Raw genomic sequence first — 16,851 nt, 5'->3', positions numbered from 1 at the left:
GTCGTTACGGTAAGCAGGCCGTCAGAGGGCGGTCAAGTGCCGCTACGACGGGAAGGGCAGCCCCCATGACCAGCACCCCGCGCCGGATCGACGTCCATCAGCACCTGGTCCCGCCGCTCTACCGGGAGGCGCTCGCCCGGCAGGGGATCACCGAGGCGGGCGGCCGTGCGCTGCCCGACTGGAGTCCGGAGGCGGCCCTGGAGCTGATGGACCTGCTGGGCACCGAGACGGCGATCCTGTCGATCTCGACTCCCGGCACCGGTTTCCTCGCCGACCCCGGCGAGGCGGCCGGCCTGGCGCGGCGGCTCAACGACTTCTCCGCCGCCCTCGGCGCCGGGCACCCCGGCCGCTTCGGCTGGTTCGCCACCCTGCCGCTGCCCGACGCGGCCGCCTCGGCGCGGGAGGCCGAGCGGGCCCTCGCCGGACTCGGTGCCGACGGCGTCACCCTCCTCGCCAACACCGGCGGGGACTACCTCGGCGCCGCCGGACAGGACGCCCTGTGGCGGGTGCTGGACGAGCACGGTGCCGTCGTGTTCGTCCATCCGGCCAAGCTGCCCGGGCCCGCCGTCGACGGCATCCCGCCGTTCGCCGCCGACTTCCTGCTCGACACCACCCGCGCCGCGTATCTGCTGGTCCGCAACGGGGTCGTGGGCCGGTACCCGCGCATCCGGTTCGTCCTCAGCCATGCCGGCGGTTTCGTGCCGTACGCCTCCCACCGCCTCGCCGTCGCCCTCGCCGCCGACACCGGGCGCAGCCCCCTCGACCTCCTGGAGGACCTGCGCGGCTTCTACTTCGACACCGCGCTCTCCTCCAGCCCCGCCGCCCTGCCCACGCTCCTCGCCTTCGCCCGCCCCGGACATGTGCTGTTCGGCAGCGACTGGCCGTTCGCCCCCACCGCGGCGGGCCAGTACTTCGCCAACGGCCTCGACAGCGGGGTCGGCCCCGCCACCCTCGCCGCCGTCGACCGCGGCAACGCCGAGGCCCTCTTCCCCCGCCTCGCCGACGCGCCCGCCCCGGCACCCGCCCGGCATCCGCTCCCGGCGCGGCTGCGGCAGGCCGCTCGGCGCGCCGGTGCCCGCGCCGTCTTCCGGCTGGTGCAGCCCGGAACCGACCGAGGGGGTCCCCGGGAGGCCGGGTGAACCGGCAGGGAACTCTTGGTCATGGGTTCCTTTGGACGGCCGTTCGAGAAGAAAGGGCTGCCTAACATGAGGCGATCACGAACGGTACGAACCCCGGGAGTTCGGGATGGTGTTGTCCGGCCTCAGCGGGAGGTCGTTGCGTCCCTGGGCGGTCGTCGGTGTCGCCGTCGTCTGCCTGGTGGCCGGAGTCCTGGCGCTCACGCACGACTCGCACCCCGCACACGCCGACCCGGCCGCCCTGCCGCACACCACGGTGGAGGTGTCCGCCAGCCGCTGCGGCCGGGGGTGGAGCGCGCCGGTGTCCGGAATCCAGGTCTTCGACCTGCACAACCCGACCGACGGCCCGGCCGAGGTCCTCCTGGAGGACCCGGGGAGCCAGGCCGTGTACGGCGAGGTCGAGGACATCGGCCCGGGCACCACCCGGGAGCTGACCGTCCGTCTGGGCAAGGGCGCGTACGCGTTCAAGTGCGTGCCCGACGACGCCGACGCCGTCACCGGGCCCACGGTCCGCATCGCGAAGGGCCGCGGCGGCCCGGCCGCGGCCCCGGTCACCGAGCACGACCTGATCCCGCCCGCGCTCGCCTACCAGAAGTGGATCGGCGGCGGCCTGTCCGACGTCGTACGGCTGACCACGGCGCTCAGGGACGCGATCGACCGCGGTGACCTCGCGGCCGCCCGCACCGCCTGGCTGCCCGCCCATCTGGAGTACGAGCGGATGGGCGCGGCGTACGACGCCTTCGGCGACGCGGACGGGGCGATCAACGGCACGGACGCGGGGCTGCCCGGCGGGGTCCACGACAAGGACTTCACCGGGTTCCACCGCGTCGAGTACGGGCTGTGGCACGGCGAGTCCGCCGCGAGCCTGCGCGGACCGGCGGCCGGCCTGCTGACGGCGGTCACCGCGTTGCGCGACGACTGGGCGCAGACCCGCATGGACCCGGCCCAGCTGGGGCTGCGGGCGCACGAGATCCTGGAGAACACGGTGCAGTTCGAGCTGACCGGCCGTACCGACTACGGCAGCGGCAGCAATCTCGCCACCGCCCGCGCCAACCTGGACGGCACCGAGCAGGTCCTGTCCCGGCTGCACCCGCTGCTGGCCACCCGGTACGCGGATCTCGCCGGTCTGGAGGGCGAGTTGAAGCAGGCGGGCACGGTGCTCGACGGCTTCGGCCACGGCGGCGCCTGGACACCGCTGGGCAAACTCGGTCACCGGCAGCGGGAGGACGTCGACGCGGTCCTCGACGACCTGGTGGAACGGCTGGCGTCGGTGGCCACCCTGTGCGATCCGCGGAGGACGGTGTGAGCGCGAACCAGACGGGCGGCAAGGGCGGAGTGGGCCGCCGCGGATTCCTGCGCGGCGCGGCGCTCGCGGGGGCCGGGCTGGCCGCCGGCGGCGCGGCCGCCCCCGGCACGGACCCCACCGCCGCCGGCACGATCGCCCCCTTCCACGGCACCCGCCAGCGGTCCGCGATCGCCGCGCCCCGACGGACCACGGTGTTCACGTCGTTCGACGTCACCGCCGGAGACCGGGCCGGGCTGACCGAGCTGCTGCGCACCCTCACCGAGCGCGCCCGCTTCCTGACCTCGGGCGGCACCCCGGAGCCGGTCGGCGTCACCGGGCCGCCCGCCGACTCGGGCGTCCTCGGCGAGCGACTGCCGTCCGGGGCGCTCGCGGTGACCGTCGGAGTCGGCGCCTCCCTCTTCGACGACCGGTACGGGCTCGGGAGACTGAGACCGCGCCGGCTGACGGAGATGCCGGCGTTCCCGGACGACGACCTCAGGCCCGAGTGGTGCCACGGCGACCTCAGTTTGCAGCTGCACGCGGACGACACCGACACCGTGCTGCACGCGCTGCGCGACATCGCCCGGCACACCCGGGGCGGTATGCAGGTCCGTTGGCGGATGGACGGCTTCACCAGTCCGCCCCGGCCGTCCGGCACCCCGCGCAACCTGCTGGGCTTCAAGGACGGCACCGCCAACCCGGAGGCCGCGAGCGCCCGCGAGATGGACCGGCTGGTGTGGGTCGGCCAGGACTCCGGCGAGCCGGACTGGGCGGTCGGCGGCAGCTACCAGGTGGTGCGGCTCATCCGGATGCTGGTGGAGTTCTGGGACCGGGTCTCGCTCAGCGAGCAGGAACGGATGTTCGGCCGGTCCCGCGAGTCCGGAGCGCCCCTGGACGGCGACGCCGAGCACGACACGCCCGACTACGCCGACGACCCGAAGGGTGACGTCATCCCGCTGGACGCGCACATCCGGCTCGCCAACCCGCGCACCACGGCCACCGCGGAGCAGCGGCTGCTGCGCCGCGCGTACAACTACGACCGGGGCATGGACAGCAACGGCAACCTCGACATGGGCCTGCTCTTCAGCTGCTACCAGCAGGACCTGGCCCGGCAGTTCGAGACGGTGCAGAAGCGGCTGGCCGGGGAACCGCTCGTCGACTACATCTCCCCGTTCGGCGGCGGCTACTTCTTCGCGCTGCCCGGCGTGCGGGACGGCGACGACTGGTACGGGCGCGCGCTGCTGACCTGAGCCGCCGCGCGCTCTTGACCGGGTTTTGGCCACCCGCTGGACCCGAGCTTGTTCGAACAACTCCCTAGCCCAATCGGTCAATACACAGTCAAGGTTTGCCCCAGCATCCCTGACCCGGTGTTCATTCACCCGCCATCATGGCTCCGCCGGACCGCCCGGAAGCGGGCGAAGCATCCCTGCCTGTACGGCGCAGTGACGTTCATGCCCGGAGGGGAACCAGCATGGCCAGCACAGGAAGACGAACGGCGATCAGGAGCCTCGGCGCTCTCGCCGGAGCCGCCGCACTCACGGTCCTCGGCGGCACCGCGCCCAGCTGGGCCGCCGTCCCCGCCGGACACGGCGGCGGCTCGTCGACCGCGACCCCGATCAAGCACGTGGTCGTGCTGTTCGACGAGAACATCTCCTTCGACCACTACTTCGCGACCTACCCGAAGGCCGCGAACACCGACGGCACCAAGTTCACGGCGTCGAAGAACACCCCGAAGGACGTCGACACCCTCGCGCACGCCGGGCTGCTGACGAAGAACCCGAACCAGTACCTGCCGAAGCGGCTCACCCCGGCGCAGGCCATGACCTGCGACCAGAACCACTCCTACGGCCCCGAGCAGCTGGCCTACGACGGTGGCAAGGCCGACCAGTTCGTGCAGAACACCGAGGTCGACAAGTGCTCCGGCGGCCTGTTCGGCGAGCCCGGCCTGGTCATGGACTACTACGACGGCAACACCGTCACCGGTCTGTGGAACTACGCCCAGCAGTACGCCCTCAACGACCGGTCCTACAGCTCGGTCTACGGCCCCTCCACGCCCGGCGCGCTCAACCTGATCTCGGGTCAGACGCACGGCGCGATCTCGGTGGACTCGGTCACCGGCAAGCAGACGTCGACGCCGGACTCGTACGCCATCGCCTCCCCGAACGCGAAGGGCGTCGGCACGGTCGTCAACGACCCCGACCCGGCCTACGACGACTGCTCCGACAAGGACCACACCAGCACCAGCGCGCTGGCGTCGCTGCAGGGCAAGAACATCGGTGACCTGCTCAACAGCAAGCACGTGAGCTGGGGTTGGTTCCAGGGCGGCTTCCGTCCGTCCACGGCCTACACCGGCGCCTCCGGCTCGTACGCCAAGTGCGACACCACGCACACCAACGTGGGCGGCGCCTCCGTGGTCGACTACAGCCCGCACCACAACCCGTTCTCGTACTACAAGTCGACGTCCAACCCGCACCACGTGGCGCCGAAGAACGTGAACGAGATCGGTCACAACGGCCAGGCGAACCACAACTACGACCTGACCGACTTCACGGCGGCCGCCAAGGCGGGCAAGCTGCCGGCCGTCAGCTTCCTCAAGGCCGGTGAGTACCAGGACGGCCACGCCGGCTACTCCGACCCGACCGACGAGCAGCACTTCCTGGTCAACGAGATCAACGCGATCCAGAGCTCGCCGCAGTGGAAGTCCACCGCGATCGTCGTCGCCTACGACGACTCCGACGGCTGGTACGACCACGCGTACGCCAAGCCCCGCAACGGCTCCAAGGACACCACGGTCGGCTCCAACGGCAAGGCCCTGGACAGCGCCGCCTGCCAGGCCGGCCCGGCCGCGTCCGGCGGCTACGCCGACCGCTGCGGCCCCGGCACCCGGCAGCCGCTGCTGGTCATCTCGCCCTACAGCAAGGTGAACAAGGTCGACCACACCCAGACCGACCAGTCCTCGATCACCCGCTTCATCGAGGACAACTGGCGCACCGGCCGGGTCGGCGACCACTCCTTCGACGCCACCGCGGGCTCGCTGACGGGCATGTTCGACTTCAAGCACCCCAACAACAAGCAGGTGCTGCTGAACACGAACGGCTCCGTCAAGTCGGTCAAGCCGATCCACCACGTGGCCGCGGTGAGCACCCACATCACCCCGGGTCCGGCGATGGAGAACACGGCCGCCACGACCGGCTCGGGCGGGTTCCCGACGCTTCCGGTCGGCCTCGGCGCGGGCGCCCTGGTGGCCGCCGGCGCCACCGGCACCTTCCTGACGCTGCGCCGCAAGCAGCGCGCCACGGCCTGACCTCTCCCGTACGGCCCTGATCACCTCGGCACGGTCCTCCTCCCCGGACCGTGCCGAGGTGCGTACGGGACCGCGGCGGCGGCCCTGCGCCCGGGCCTTTCCCGAGCCGAATCCCCTGGTTACCCTCCTGTCCACCACTGCTGCGACGGCGCGGCCGGAAGGGGATGTGCGATGGGTCTGGGAGCGATCGATCTCAATCTTCTGGTGGCGCTGGAGGCGCTCCTGGAGGAGAAGAACGTCACGCACGCCGGCAGCCGTCTGTCCATCAGCCAGTCCGCGATGAGCGGCTCGCTAGCCCGGCTGCGCCGGCACTTCAACGACGAGCTGCTGGTGCGGGTGGGCCGTGACTACGAGCTCACCTCGCTCGCCGAGCAGCTGCTCCCGGTCGTCCGGGCCTCGCTGCACAAGGCCGAGGAGGCGCTGTCGCTCACCCGCCGCTTCGACCCGGCGGACAGCGACCAGCAGTTCTCGGTCGTGATGTCCGACTACGTCATGACGGTGCTCGTGGAGCCGCTGCTGCGGACCCTCGCCCAGGAGGCGCCCGGGATCCGGCTGGACGTGCACCCGATCGTCGACGGCCGGCCGGAGTCGGAGTCGCATCTGCGCTGCCACGATCTGATGGTGGTGCCGCTCGGCTTCCATCTGCCGGGGGTCAGCGAGGCGGTGATGCGCGACCGGTTCGTGTGCATCGTCGACCCCGACAACCCGCGGCTCGCCAAGGGCCGGCTCGCCCTGCGCGACCTGGCCGAGATGCCGCACGCCGCGTCCGCCTTCGGCAAGCAGCTGACGCACGCCGACCGCCAGCTGGAGACCCTCGGCATCACCCCGCGGGTGCAGGTGAGCGCGCCCGGCTTCACCACGCTGCCGTTCCTGGTGGGCGGCACCGACCTGGTGGCGCTGGTGCCGGAGCTGCTGGCCCGGCACTACGCCGGTTTCGCGCGCTGTGTCGCCGTACCGACGCCGTTCCCCGAGGTGCCGCTGGTGGAGGCCATGCACTGGCACCACAACCGGCACGCCGACCCCGCGCACCGCTGGCTGCGGGAGACCGTGCGCCGGGTCGCCGGCTCGCTGGGCGGCGCCCACGGACCGTCCGGCGCGGAGACCGCCGAGCCCACCGGGCCCGGGCTCCCCCGGCTGACCACGGTCTCCTAGCCACCCGACCAGCCACTCGACGAAAACGCACCGGCAGACCTCCCGGACCTTCGACGACGAGCCGGGCCACGAAAACGTCTCCGGGCGCCGGGCGGTCAGGTCCTGTGCGTCATCAGGTCCTGTGCGTCATGGGGAGGGGTACGCGGCTGACCGGCCCTGGGCGGTCCGCAGCCGCCGGATCCGGACCGGCGGCGCGCCGTGGATACGATGATCGGCGACACGGGCGCCGGCACCGCGTGGCATCACGCCTGACCGGCCCACCAGGGACGGCGGAAGAGGCGCGAGACCATGACGAGCGGCGATGCCGTCGCACTGGACGACCCGGTCGGCGGGTCGCTGCGCGGTCACCACGCGGGGCTCGGACGCCGGCTCGGCCGGGCCGCCACCTATCTGCCGGACGTCGCGACCTTCTCGGCGCTCGCCCCGGATCCGGACCGGGCGGACTGGGCCGACCTCGCCCGGCTGCTCGGCCGGGGCGAGTTCGCCGACCTGTTCAGCTGTCCCGCGACCCCGCCGCCGGACTGGGAGCCGGTCTTCGTCCTCGAAGGCCGGCAGCTGATCCGGCCCGGCGGCGACGCGCCCGACAACGGGCCCGCTCCGGCCGGGGCCGAACCGGTCGAGCTGGGTGCGGCCGACGTGCCCGAGATGCTCGACCTGGTCGGGCGGACCCGGCCGGGACCGTTCTGGCCGCGCACCCACGAGCTCGGCACCTACCTCGGCGTCCGTGACGGCGGCAGGCTGGTGGCCATGGCGGGGGAACGGCTCCGGCCGCCGGGGTGGACCGAGATCAGCGCCGTCTGCACGGCCCCCGAGGCACGCGGGCGCGGCCACGCCGTCCGCCTGGTGAACGCGCTCACCGCCCGGGTGCTGGCCCGCGGCGAACGCCCCTTCCTGCACGTGGCCGAGGCGAACACCGGGGCGATCGCGCTCTATGAACGGCTCGGCTTCGAGACCCGCAGGCAGGTGACGTTCCGCGGGTTCCGCACCCCGTGACGGCTCCGGCTCGCGGTGCCGGGATCAGGAGCCTCCAGGGGTGCTGCTCCGGCGGACCGACCCGGAGGCAGGCGGGCGGTGGCCTCCGCGTCCGGCCGCGGGGCGTCCGGGCGTGGGCACCGCGGTGCGGTGGTGCGTGCGGTTGTCGTCCGTCGTGCGGCACGGGATGCTGAGGGGGCACGGAGGGAAGCGGTGCCCATGGATCGTTTTCCGCATGCGGCCGATGTCGAGTTCCACAGTCCCCTTGACCCCTCCAGGGCCGCCGCCGCGGTTCTGGACGCGGAAGGCCGCATCTCCGGGTGGGGCTCCTCGGCCCAGCGCCTCCTCGGCCATCCGCCCGAGGACGTGCTCGGCCGCCCGGCCGCCGGGCTGCTGGCGGCGGACCCGGGGCAGCGGCTGTCCGCCCTCTGCAAGGCGGACAGGGCCCGCAGCACGGTCCTGGACCTCAGCTGCCGGGACGGCCGCACCCTGCGGGCGGCCGTCACGTTCAGCCCCCTCGCGCACCTGGGCACGGCCGCGACGGTCGTGGTCGCGGCGGATCTGGCGGCGCTGCGCGGCTGGGAGGCGCAGCTGGCGCTGCTGCAGGGGATGGCGACCGAGTCCGCCGTAGGGCTGACGATCTTCGACACCGACATGCGGGTGGTCTGGGGGAACACCTCGACCGATCTGGAGCTCGGCGGGGTCGCCCAGTACGTGGGCCGGCCGGCCGCGGACCTCTTTCCGGAGGGCGAGTTCATCTCGCGGCACCACCCCCCGGACGAGGACCAGATCATGGAGCACGTGCTGACGACGGGGGAACCGATCCTCGGCATGCACTACCGGGGACGGGCCCCGGCCGACCCGGTGCGCGAGCACGTCTGGTCCTGCTCGTACCACCGGCTGGTGGACGCCCGGGGCGAGTCGCTGGGGCTGTTCGAGGAGTCCCTGGACATCACGGACCGCTACCGCGCCCAGGAACGGCTGTCGCTGCTGGTGCGGGCGGGCAAGCGGATCGGCGCCTCGCTGGACGTGCGCCGGACCGCCGCGGAGCTGGCCGACGTGGCGGTGCCGCAGCTGGCCGACGAGGTGCTGGTGGACCTGCCGCCCGCGGTCATCGAGGGACGGCAGGTCCCGACGGGCTCGGCGCCGGGGCACAGCATGCTGCGGATGCACGGGCGGACCCCGGAGGAGTTCCGGACCAGTCCCGTCTCCTATCCGCCGGCGTCACCGCAGGCCATGAGCCTGGCCACCAGCCGGCCCGTGGTCGACGCCGCCCCGCCCGGCGCCCCGGGCGAGCGGGCGTCGGCCGGACACCGCTGCAGTCTCTTCGTCCCGCTGCTCGCCCGGGACGCGGTGGTGGGCCTGGCGACCTTCCGGCGCAGCAGCAATCCCGACCCGTTCGGGCCCGAGGAGCAGACCCTCGCGGTGGAGCTGGCCGAGCGGGCCGCCGTCGGCATCGACAACGCCCGCCGCTACACCAGCCAGCACGCGGCGGCCCTGGTGCTGCAGCGGAGCCTGCTGCCCCAGCACCTGCCGGCGCAGAGCGCGGTCGAGGTCGCCTACCGCTACCTGCCGGCCGACAGCCGGGTGGGCGTGGGCGGGGACTGGTTCGACCTGATCCCGTTGTCCGGGGCCAGGGTGGGGCTGACCGTCGGTGACGTGGTCGGCCACGGGGTGCACGCCGCGGCGACCATGGGCCGGCTGCGCGCCACCGTACGGACCCTCGCCCTGCTGGACCTGGACCCGGCCGAGCTGCTCACCCGGCTCGACGGCCTGGTCGCCCAGGACTCGGAGCCCCACGCGGACGACGGGCTGGGCGACGAGGCGCTCGGGGTGACCTGTCTGTACGCGATCTACGACCCGGTCAGCGGCCGCTGTGTATGGGCGAGCGCGGGGCATCCGCCGCCGATCGTCGCCGACGCGAACGGCTCGGTGGCGCTGTCCTCGCTGGCGCCGGGACCGCCGCTCGGGCTGGGCAGCCTGCCCTACGAGAACGTCGAGCTGAGTCTGTCCAGCGGCAGCGTGGTGGCGTTCTTCACCGACGGTGTCGTGGAGGACCGGCGCACCGACATCGACAGCGGGATCGACCGCCTCGCCCATGTGCTCACCTGGCAGCGGTGCCCGCTGGAGGAGCTCTGCGACCGGGCGCTGTCGACGCTGCCGCCCGGACCGCAGGCGGACGACGCCACGCTGCTGCTCGTCCGCACCCGGCGGCTCGCCGACGGACAGGTGGCGGACCTGGAACTGCCGCCGGACCCGGCGATGGTGGCGCGGGCCCGCACGGACACCGAACGCCAGCTGGCGGACTGGGGCCTGTCCGAACTCTCCTTCACCGCCGCGCTCGTGGTGAGCGAGCTGGTCACCAACAGCATCCGGTACGCCACCGGGCCCGTCCTGCTGCGGCTGATCAAGGACCGCAGTCTGCTGTGCGAGGTCTCCGACAACGCGCACACGGCACCTCATCTGCGGCGGGCGCGCCGGGACGACGAGGGCGGCCGGGGCCTCTTCCTGGTGGCCCAGATGTCGCAGCGCTGGGGCACCCGGTACACGGCGTCCGGAAAGACCATCTGGGCCGAACTCGCCGTCCCCTAGCGGCTCGTGGCGGGCCTGTCGCACAGGGCGTGGTCGACGAGGGCGCCGGTCGCGCGGTTGAGGGCGGCCAGGTCCGGGGGCGCGGTCGTGGTGGTGACGGAGACGGTGACCGCGCGCCTGCCGTCCGCGCTCACCGCGGGGCGGGTGTTGACGCCCGCCCCGTCGCCCTCGTGCAGGTAGTAGGAACCGCCGCAGGAGAGCGGGATCCTGCGCAGCCCGAGGCCGTAGGTGCCCTCGGGCATCTCGGCCAGGTCCTCGGGGTCGTCGGTCCGCCGGACGGTCCGCCGCATCTCCCGCCACTGCCCGGCGGGGAGCAGCCTGCCGCCGGCCAGGGCGCGGAAGAAGGTGTTCAGGTCGGCGGTGGTGCTCACCACGCCGGAGTCCGCGGTGTGTTGGAGGCTGTGCTCGGTGACGTCGATCCGGGTGCCGTCGGGACCCGTCAGGTAGGCGTTCACGTGCGGGTCGGGCAGGCGGGGGTCGAGCCCGGGGACGGACGTGTCCCGCAGGCCCAGCCTGTCGATCACCCGCCGTTCGACCAGTTCCCGCCAGCTCGTGCCGCCGGCCTTCTCGGCGATCATCCCGGCCAGCAGGTAGTTGGTGTTGGAGTACGCCCACCTCGTGGCGCCGCCCGGGCGCGGCACGAACAGCGGCCGGTGCCTCATCGCCACCGCGACCAGGTCGGCCGCGGGTGTGGAGTCGTAGCGGTTCTCCTCGAAGTGGTTGATCAGCCGGTCCTGGATCTCCGGGTCGTCGATGTAGTCGTACAGGCCGCTGGTCTGGCGGAGCAGGTCGCGGACGGTGACGCGGCGGCCGTCGTTCCCGTTTCCGGCGACGACTCCGGGGAGCCAGTGCTCGACCGTGTCGTCGAGCGACAGCCGCTTCTCGGCGGCGAGTTGGAGGACCACGGTCGCGGTGAACGTCTTGGTGGTGCTGGCCACGCGGAAGTGCGCGTTCCAGGGGATCGGGTCGGTGGAGTCGGCCGTCCGGGTGCCGATGCGCGCCAGGAGGGGCGCGCCGTGCGGTCCGTCGACCCGGGCCAGCACGTTCACGTCGCCTCCCCCGGCCGCCCGGACGGCGGCGAGGTCCCGCCGGAGCGCGTCCTCGTCGTAGTGGTGCCGCGCGGTCGGATGACGGGCGGTGGCGGCGGTGGCGGCCATGGGTGAGGCCGGCGCGAGCAGTGCCGCGGTCAGGACGACCGCGGCGGCCTTCTTCGTCGACGGCATCGGCATGTCTCGTATCCCCCGGTGCTCTGGTTCCTGGTCGGTGACGATCTCCAGCCAACCGGATCCGGGCGCACGGGTGGATGGGGCTGTCCTCCGAATGCGGGGTGTACGTAGCCCCCCGCGGAGTCTTCCGAGGGTGGTCGGGGATTGACGCCGCCGCATTTACTTAGAGTAGCCTTGCCTAAGTTGACCGTCTTCGGAGGGTGGCCGGTGGGATCAGGGGAACTGTCGGGGCGGGATGTCCTGGCACGCTCGGTCAGAGGGCAGGGGCGGCGCGTCGCTCTCGGTTCGGCGCTCGGCTGCGTGCACCAACTCGGGGAAGCCATGGTCCCCGTACTCATCGGCGTCGTCGTCGACCAGGCGGTGGCCGGTCAGGACGCCGGACGTCTGGTGCTCTGGCTGGCCGTCCTGGCCGTCGTGTACGTCTGCCTGTCCTGGAGTTTCCGGCTGGGCGCACGGGCCGGTGAACGCGGGGCCGAGGAGGCCGCCCACACGCTCAGGCTGGCGATCATGCGCCGGGTCGTCGACGCCCGGGGCGGCGCCGGGGACGACCGGCTCTCCGGCGAGCTGGCCAATGTCGCCACCGAGGACGCCAAGCGGGTCGGCGCGGTCAACATGGCGCTGATGAGCGGGACATGGGCCGCCGCGGGGATCGCCGTGAGCGCCGTGGCGCTGCTGCTGACGTCCGTGCCGCTCGGTCTGATCGTGCTGCTCGGCACCCCCGTGCTGCTGTGGCTGGGGCATCTGCTGAGCAAACCGCTGGAGCGGCGCAGCGAGGCCGAGCAGGACCGGGCGGCCGCCGCCGCGGGCGTCGCGGCCGACCTGGTGGCCGGACTGCGGGTGCTCAAGGGGCTCGGCGCGCAGCAGGCCGCCGTCGAGCGCTACCGGCGCACCAGCAGGGTGTCCCTCGCGGCCACCCTGCGCGCCGCGCGGGCCCAGTCCTGGCAGACCGGGCTGGTGCTGGCGCTCACCGGCGGGTTCATCGCCCTGATCGCCTGGGTGGGCGGACGGCTGGCGCTCGAAGGCTCCCTCACGCTGGGGCAGTTGGTCTCGGCGGTGGGTCTCGCGCTGTTCCTGCTGGGGCCGTTGGAGACGTTCGCCTGGGTCAACGCCGAACTGGCGCAGGGCCGGGCCTCCGCCGCCCGGATCGCCGAGGTGCTCGCCGCCGGACCCGCCGTCGTGGGCGGGGACGAACCGGTGCCGGACGGGGTGCGCGGGCGGCTGCGCCTGCGCGGGGTCCGGCTCGGCGGACTGGACGGCGTGGACCTCGACCTGCCCGCCGGGCGGCTGACCGGGATCGCCGTGACCGATCCGGCCTGTGCCGAGGCCCTGTTGGGCTGCCTGGGCCGGGAGGCCGACCCGGAGTCGGGCTCGGTCGAGCTGGACGGGGTGCCGCTGACCCGGCTGGACCCGGCGGGGCTGCGCGCCGCGGTGCTGGTCGCCGCGCACGACGCCGCGCTGTTCGAGGGCTCCCTGGCCGCGAACGTGAACCCGGAAGAACCGACCGGGGCCGGACAGCGGGACGACCCGGCCGGGGACGGGCAGCCGGACGACCCGCGGACGGTACGTGCCATGGCGGCCGCCGACGCCGACGAGGTCGCTCGTTCCCTGCCGCAGGGCGCGGCGACCGGGGTGGGCGAGGGCGGACGGTCGCTCTCCGGCGGCCAGCGGCAGCGCGTCCTGCTGGCCCGGGCGCTGCGCGCCGAACCGCCCGTCCTGGTCGTGCACGATCCGACGACGGCCGTGGACGCGGTCACCGAGGCCCGGATCGCGCAGGGGCTCAGGGAGATCAGGCAGGGCCTGACCACGGTCGTGGTGACCAACAGCCCGGCGCTGCTCGCCGTCACCGACCGCGTGGTGCTCCTGGACGGCGGCCGGGTCGGCGCCGAGGGCACCCACGCGGAACTCGCCCGCACCCACGAGAACTACCGTACGGCGGTGCTGACATGACCGAGCCCACCCCCACGACCGCAGCCGCAGCCGCAGCCGCAGCCGCCGTACCGAACAGCACCGGGCGCGCCCTGCTGCCCACCGCCACGCCCGCCCGCACCCGGGCCGCCGTCCGTGAACTGCTGCGCCCGCACCGGGCGTTGGCCGCCGCGGGCTTCGGCACGCTGATGTTCGCCACGGCCGTCGGACTGCTCACCCAGCCGCTGCTCGGCCATATCGTCGACGTGGTCACCGAGCACCGCTCCCCCGACGCGCTCACCCGGCCGGTGCTCGCGCTCGCCGGGGTCGCCGTGGTGCAGGGCGTCACCACCGCGCTGGGCATGTCGCTGGTCTCCCGGCTGGGCGAGACCGCGCTCGCCCGGCTGCGCGAGCGGTTCGTGGCACGCGCCCTGTCGCTGCCCCTCGAACGCCTGGAGCGGGCCGGCTCGGGCGACCTCAACGCCCGGGTCACCCGGGACGTGTCCCGGGTCGCCGACGCGGTCCGCACCGCGCTGCCCGAACTGGCCCGCTCCGGGCTGTCGATCGTGCTGACCCTGGGCGCCCTCGCCCTGCTGGACTGGCGGTTCCTGCTGGCCGCGCTGATCGCCGTGCCCGTGCAGGCGCACACCGCGCGCTGGTACGTCCGCAACGCCGTCCCCCTGTACGCACAGGAGCGGATCGCCACCGGGGACCAGCAGCAGCAGTTGCTGGACACCATCGGCGGGGCGCGGACGGTACGGGCGTACCGGCTGCAGGACGGCCACACCCGCCGGGTCACCGAGCGCTCGCGGGCGGCGGTGGAGCTGACGATGCGCGGGGTGCGCCTGGTGCTGCGCTTCTACAGCAGGCTGCACATCGCCGAGTACGTGGGGCTGGCCGCCGTGCTGGTCACCGGGTTCCTGCTGGTGCGGTCCGGTTCCGCCTCGGTCGGCACGGCGACGGCCGCCGCCCTGTACTTCCACAGCCTCTTCGGTCCGGTCAACACCGCGCTGGTGCTGCTCGACGACGCCCAGTCGGCGACGGCGGGACTGGCCCGGCTGGTCGGAGTCGTCGACGAACCGGCGCCCGCGGTCTCCGCGCCCGCGGACGGTGCGACGGGCGAGGCGTCCGTGACGCTGACCGGTGTCTCCCACGCGTACGTGCCCGGCCGCCCGGTCCTGCACGGTGTCGATCTGGAGGTGCGGCCCAAGGAGCGGGTCGCGCTGGTCGGCACCACCGGCGCCGGCAAGACCACCCTGGCCAAGCTGGTGGCGGGACTGCACCGCCCGGCGGCGGGGCGGGTCGAGGTCGGCGGCACCGCGCCGGACGAGTCCGGCCGGCTGGTGGGGCTCGTCACCCAGGAGGTGCATGTCTTCGCCGGTCCGCTCACCGAGGACCTGCGGCTGGCCCGCCCGGAGGCGAGCGCCGAGGAGCTGCGGGAGGCGCTGGCCACGGTGGGCGCCCTCGGCTGGGCCGAGGGCCTCCCGGAGGGGCTGGACACCGTCGTCGGCGACGGCGGCCACCAGCTCACCGCCGACCGCGCCCAGCAACTCGCCCTGGCCCGGCTGCTGTTGGCCGACCCGCCGGTCGTCGTGCTCGACGAGGCGACCGCGGAGGCGGGCAGTTCGGGCGCCCGGCTGCTCGACGAGGCCGCCGAGCGGGCGCTGCGCGGCCGTACGGCACTGGTCGTGGCCCACCGCCTGAGCCAGGCCGCCGCCGCGGACCGGGTGGTCGTGCTGAGCGGCGGCCGGGTCGTGGAGGAGGGCACGCACGACGAACTCCTCGCCGCCCGGGGCACGTACGCCGCTCTGTGGCGGGCCTGGTCGCACCAGCGCTCCCCCGACGCACCCGCCACCGCCGACGTTCCCCGCTGACCCACCCCTGATCCAAGCCGCCCCCCGCCGGACCCGTCGTCACGAACAGAAGGATCATCCGATGCCCCGCGCCACCAGAGTGTCCAGGCTGACCGGCCTGCTCGTCTCCGTACTCCTGCTCACGGCGACGGCGGTCGCCTGCGGCTCCTCCGACTCCGACTCCGACAAGGGATCCGGCTCGTCCTCGGCCGGCGGCTCGGGCTCGGCGGCGGCCGCCGGCGCCTTCCCGGTGACGATCGCCCACAAGTTCGGCAGTACGACGATCAAGTCCGAGCCCCAGCGGATCGTCACCGTGGGCCTCACCGACCAGGACGCCGTCCTCGCCCTCGGCAAGGTCCCGGTCGGCACCACCGAGTGGCTGGGCGGCTACAAGGGCGCCATCGGTCCGTGGGCCGAGGACAAGCTGGGCAGCGCGGCCGCGCCGACCGTGCTCAAGGACACCGGCACCGGCCCGCAGGTGGAGAAGATCGCCGCGCTCAAGCCGGACCTGATCCTCGCCGTCTACTCGGGGCTGACGAAGGCCCAGTACGAGAGCCTGTCGAAGTTCGCGCCGGTGGTGGCCCAGCCCAAGCAGTACAACGACTACGGCGTGCCGTGGCAGCAGCAGACCGAGGAGATCGGCCAGGCGCTGGGCAAGGCGGCCGAGGCCAAGACGCTGGTGTCGGGTGTCGAGGCCAAGTTCACGGCGGCCGAGAAGGCGCATCCCGAGTTCACCGGCGCGAGCGCGGTGATGGCGACGCCGTACGAGGGCACGTTCGTCTACGGCAGCCAGGACCCGCGCTCCCGCCTCCTGTCCGACCTCGGCTTCTCGCTGCCGAAGGACCTGGACAAGGTGATCGGGGACCAGTTCGGCGCCAACATCAGCAAGGAGCGCTTCGACCTCCTCGACCAGGACGTCGACGTGTGGATCGTGCCGGACACCACCGCGTCGGTCACCAAGCTGCACGACGACAAGGTCTACGCCGACCTGAACGTGGTGAAGCAGGGCCGGGAGGTCTTCATCAAGGAGACCAGCGACTACGGCAACGCGGTGTCCCTGTCGACCGTGCTGAGCATCCCCTACGTCCTGGATCGCCTGGTGCCGCAGCTGGCGGCGGCGGTGGACGGCAAGACGTCGACGAAGGTGGCACAGCCGGCGTCGTGACCATACGAAAGGGGGGTGGGTCCGGGACCGGACCCACCCCCCTTTCGTATGCCGTCAGGATCCGTCGACCAGGCTCTTGGGCCGCATGTCCGTCCAGTGGGTCTCGATGTGGTCCAGGCACTCCTGCCGACCCGCCGGGCCGTGGACGACCGTCCAGCCGGCCGGGACGTCCACGAAGTCGGGCCACAGGCTGTACTGGCCCTCGTCGTTGACGAGGACGGAGTAGACGCCGTCGGGGTTCTCGAACGGGTTGCTCATGTC

The 16,851-nt window shown here is 73.4% G+C and carries 12 protein-coding genes; 10 read left to right on the top strand and 2 right to left on the bottom strand.

What is annotated here, in order from left to right; all coding sequences use genetic code 11:
• Positions 1 to 65: 65 nt before the first annotated feature.
• From ACGFZS_RS18305 to ACGFZS_RS18275, 7 genes are all read left to right on the top strand, one after another.
• Positions 66 to 1,139 carry an amidohydrolase family protein gene (locus tag ACGFZS_RS18305; RefSeq protein WP_393795926.1) on the top strand — a complete coding sequence of 358 codons (1,074 nt, stop codon included), beginning with the start codon at positions 66 to 68 and terminating at the stop codon, positions 1,137 to 1,139.
• A 106-nt stretch (positions 1,140 to 1,245) separates the two neighbouring features.
• Positions 1,246 to 2,442 (top strand): EfeM/EfeO family lipoprotein, encoded by a 1,197-nt coding sequence (locus tag ACGFZS_RS18300; protein WP_393795925.1) that lies wholly within the window; start codon positions 1,246 to 1,248, stop codon positions 2,440 to 2,442.
• A complete protein-coding gene (gene efeB, locus ACGFZS_RS18295) occupies positions 2,439 to 3,671 on the top strand; it encodes an iron uptake transporter deferrochelatase/peroxidase subunit (protein ID WP_393795924.1) in 1,233 nt (410 codons plus the stop codon). The genes ACGFZS_RS18300 and efeB overlap by 4 nt, the downstream gene beginning before the upstream one ends.
• A 221-nt stretch (positions 3,672 to 3,892) precedes the next feature.
• Positions 3,893 to 5,725 (top strand): phospholipase C, encoded by a 1,833-nt coding sequence (locus tag ACGFZS_RS18290; RefSeq protein ID WP_393795923.1) that lies wholly within the window; start codon positions 3,893 to 3,895, stop codon positions 5,723 to 5,725.
• Positions 5,726 to 5,896: 171 nt separating this feature from the next.
• Entirely contained in the window at positions 5,897 to 6,877 is a 981-nt protein-coding gene (locus ACGFZS_RS18285; RefSeq protein WP_393795922.1) for a LysR family transcriptional regulator, read from the top strand.
• Between the two features lie 288 nt (positions 6,878 to 7,165).
• Positions 7,166 to 7,870, top strand: coding sequence for a GNAT family N-acetyltransferase (locus ACGFZS_RS18280; protein WP_393795921.1), 705 nt, complete (start codon positions 7,166 to 7,168; stop codon positions 7,868 to 7,870).
• Between the two features lie 198 nt (positions 7,871 to 8,068).
• A complete protein-coding gene (locus ACGFZS_RS18275; protein WP_393795920.1) occupies positions 8,069 to 10,441 on the top strand; it encodes a SpoIIE family protein phosphatase in 2,373 nt (790 codons plus the stop codon).
• On the opposite strand, the gene ACGFZS_RS18270 is transcribed toward ACGFZS_RS18275, so the two are convergent.
• Entirely contained in the window at positions 10,438 to 11,670 is a 1,233-nt protein-coding gene (locus ACGFZS_RS18270) for a serine hydrolase domain-containing protein (RefSeq protein ID WP_393795919.1), read from the bottom strand. The genes ACGFZS_RS18275 and ACGFZS_RS18270 overlap by 4 nt on opposite strands.
• A 219-nt stretch (positions 11,671 to 11,889) precedes the next feature.
• Between ACGFZS_RS18270 and ACGFZS_RS18265 the strand changes: the two genes are divergently transcribed.
• From ACGFZS_RS18265 to ACGFZS_RS18255, 3 genes are all read left to right on the top strand, one after another.
• Positions 11,890 to 13,614: an ABC transporter ATP-binding protein gene (locus ACGFZS_RS18265; RefSeq protein WP_393796028.1), complete on the top strand. Its 1,725-nt coding sequence runs from the start codon at positions 11,890 to 11,892 to the stop codon at positions 13,612 to 13,614.
• A complete protein-coding gene (locus ACGFZS_RS18260) occupies positions 13,611 to 15,446 on the top strand; it encodes an ABC transporter ATP-binding protein (RefSeq protein WP_393795918.1) in 1,836 nt (611 codons plus the stop codon). The genes ACGFZS_RS18265 and ACGFZS_RS18260 overlap by 4 nt, the downstream gene beginning before the upstream one ends.
• Positions 15,447 to 15,507: 61 nt before the next feature.
• Complete coding sequence (locus tag ACGFZS_RS18255) at positions 15,508 to 16,590, top strand: iron-siderophore ABC transporter substrate-binding protein (RefSeq protein WP_393795917.1); 1,083 nt, start codon at positions 15,508 to 15,510, stop codon at positions 16,588 to 16,590.
• A gap of 54 nt (positions 16,591 to 16,644) precedes the next feature.
• Here the strand turns inward: ACGFZS_RS18255 and ACGFZS_RS18250 are convergent, their stop codons facing one another.
• Positions 16,645 to 16,848, bottom strand: coding sequence for an MbtH family protein (locus ACGFZS_RS18250; protein ID WP_365678644.1), 204 nt, complete (start codon positions 16,846 to 16,848; stop codon positions 16,645 to 16,647).
• Positions 16,849 to 16,851: the final 3 nt, after the last annotated feature.

This window comes from Streptomyces sp. NPDC048288, from assembly GCF_043201555.1.
Classification (GTDB): Bacteria; Actinomycetota; Actinomycetes; order Streptomycetales; family Streptomycetaceae; genus Streptomyces.
This window is presented reverse-complemented; position numbering and strand designations above follow the sequence as displayed.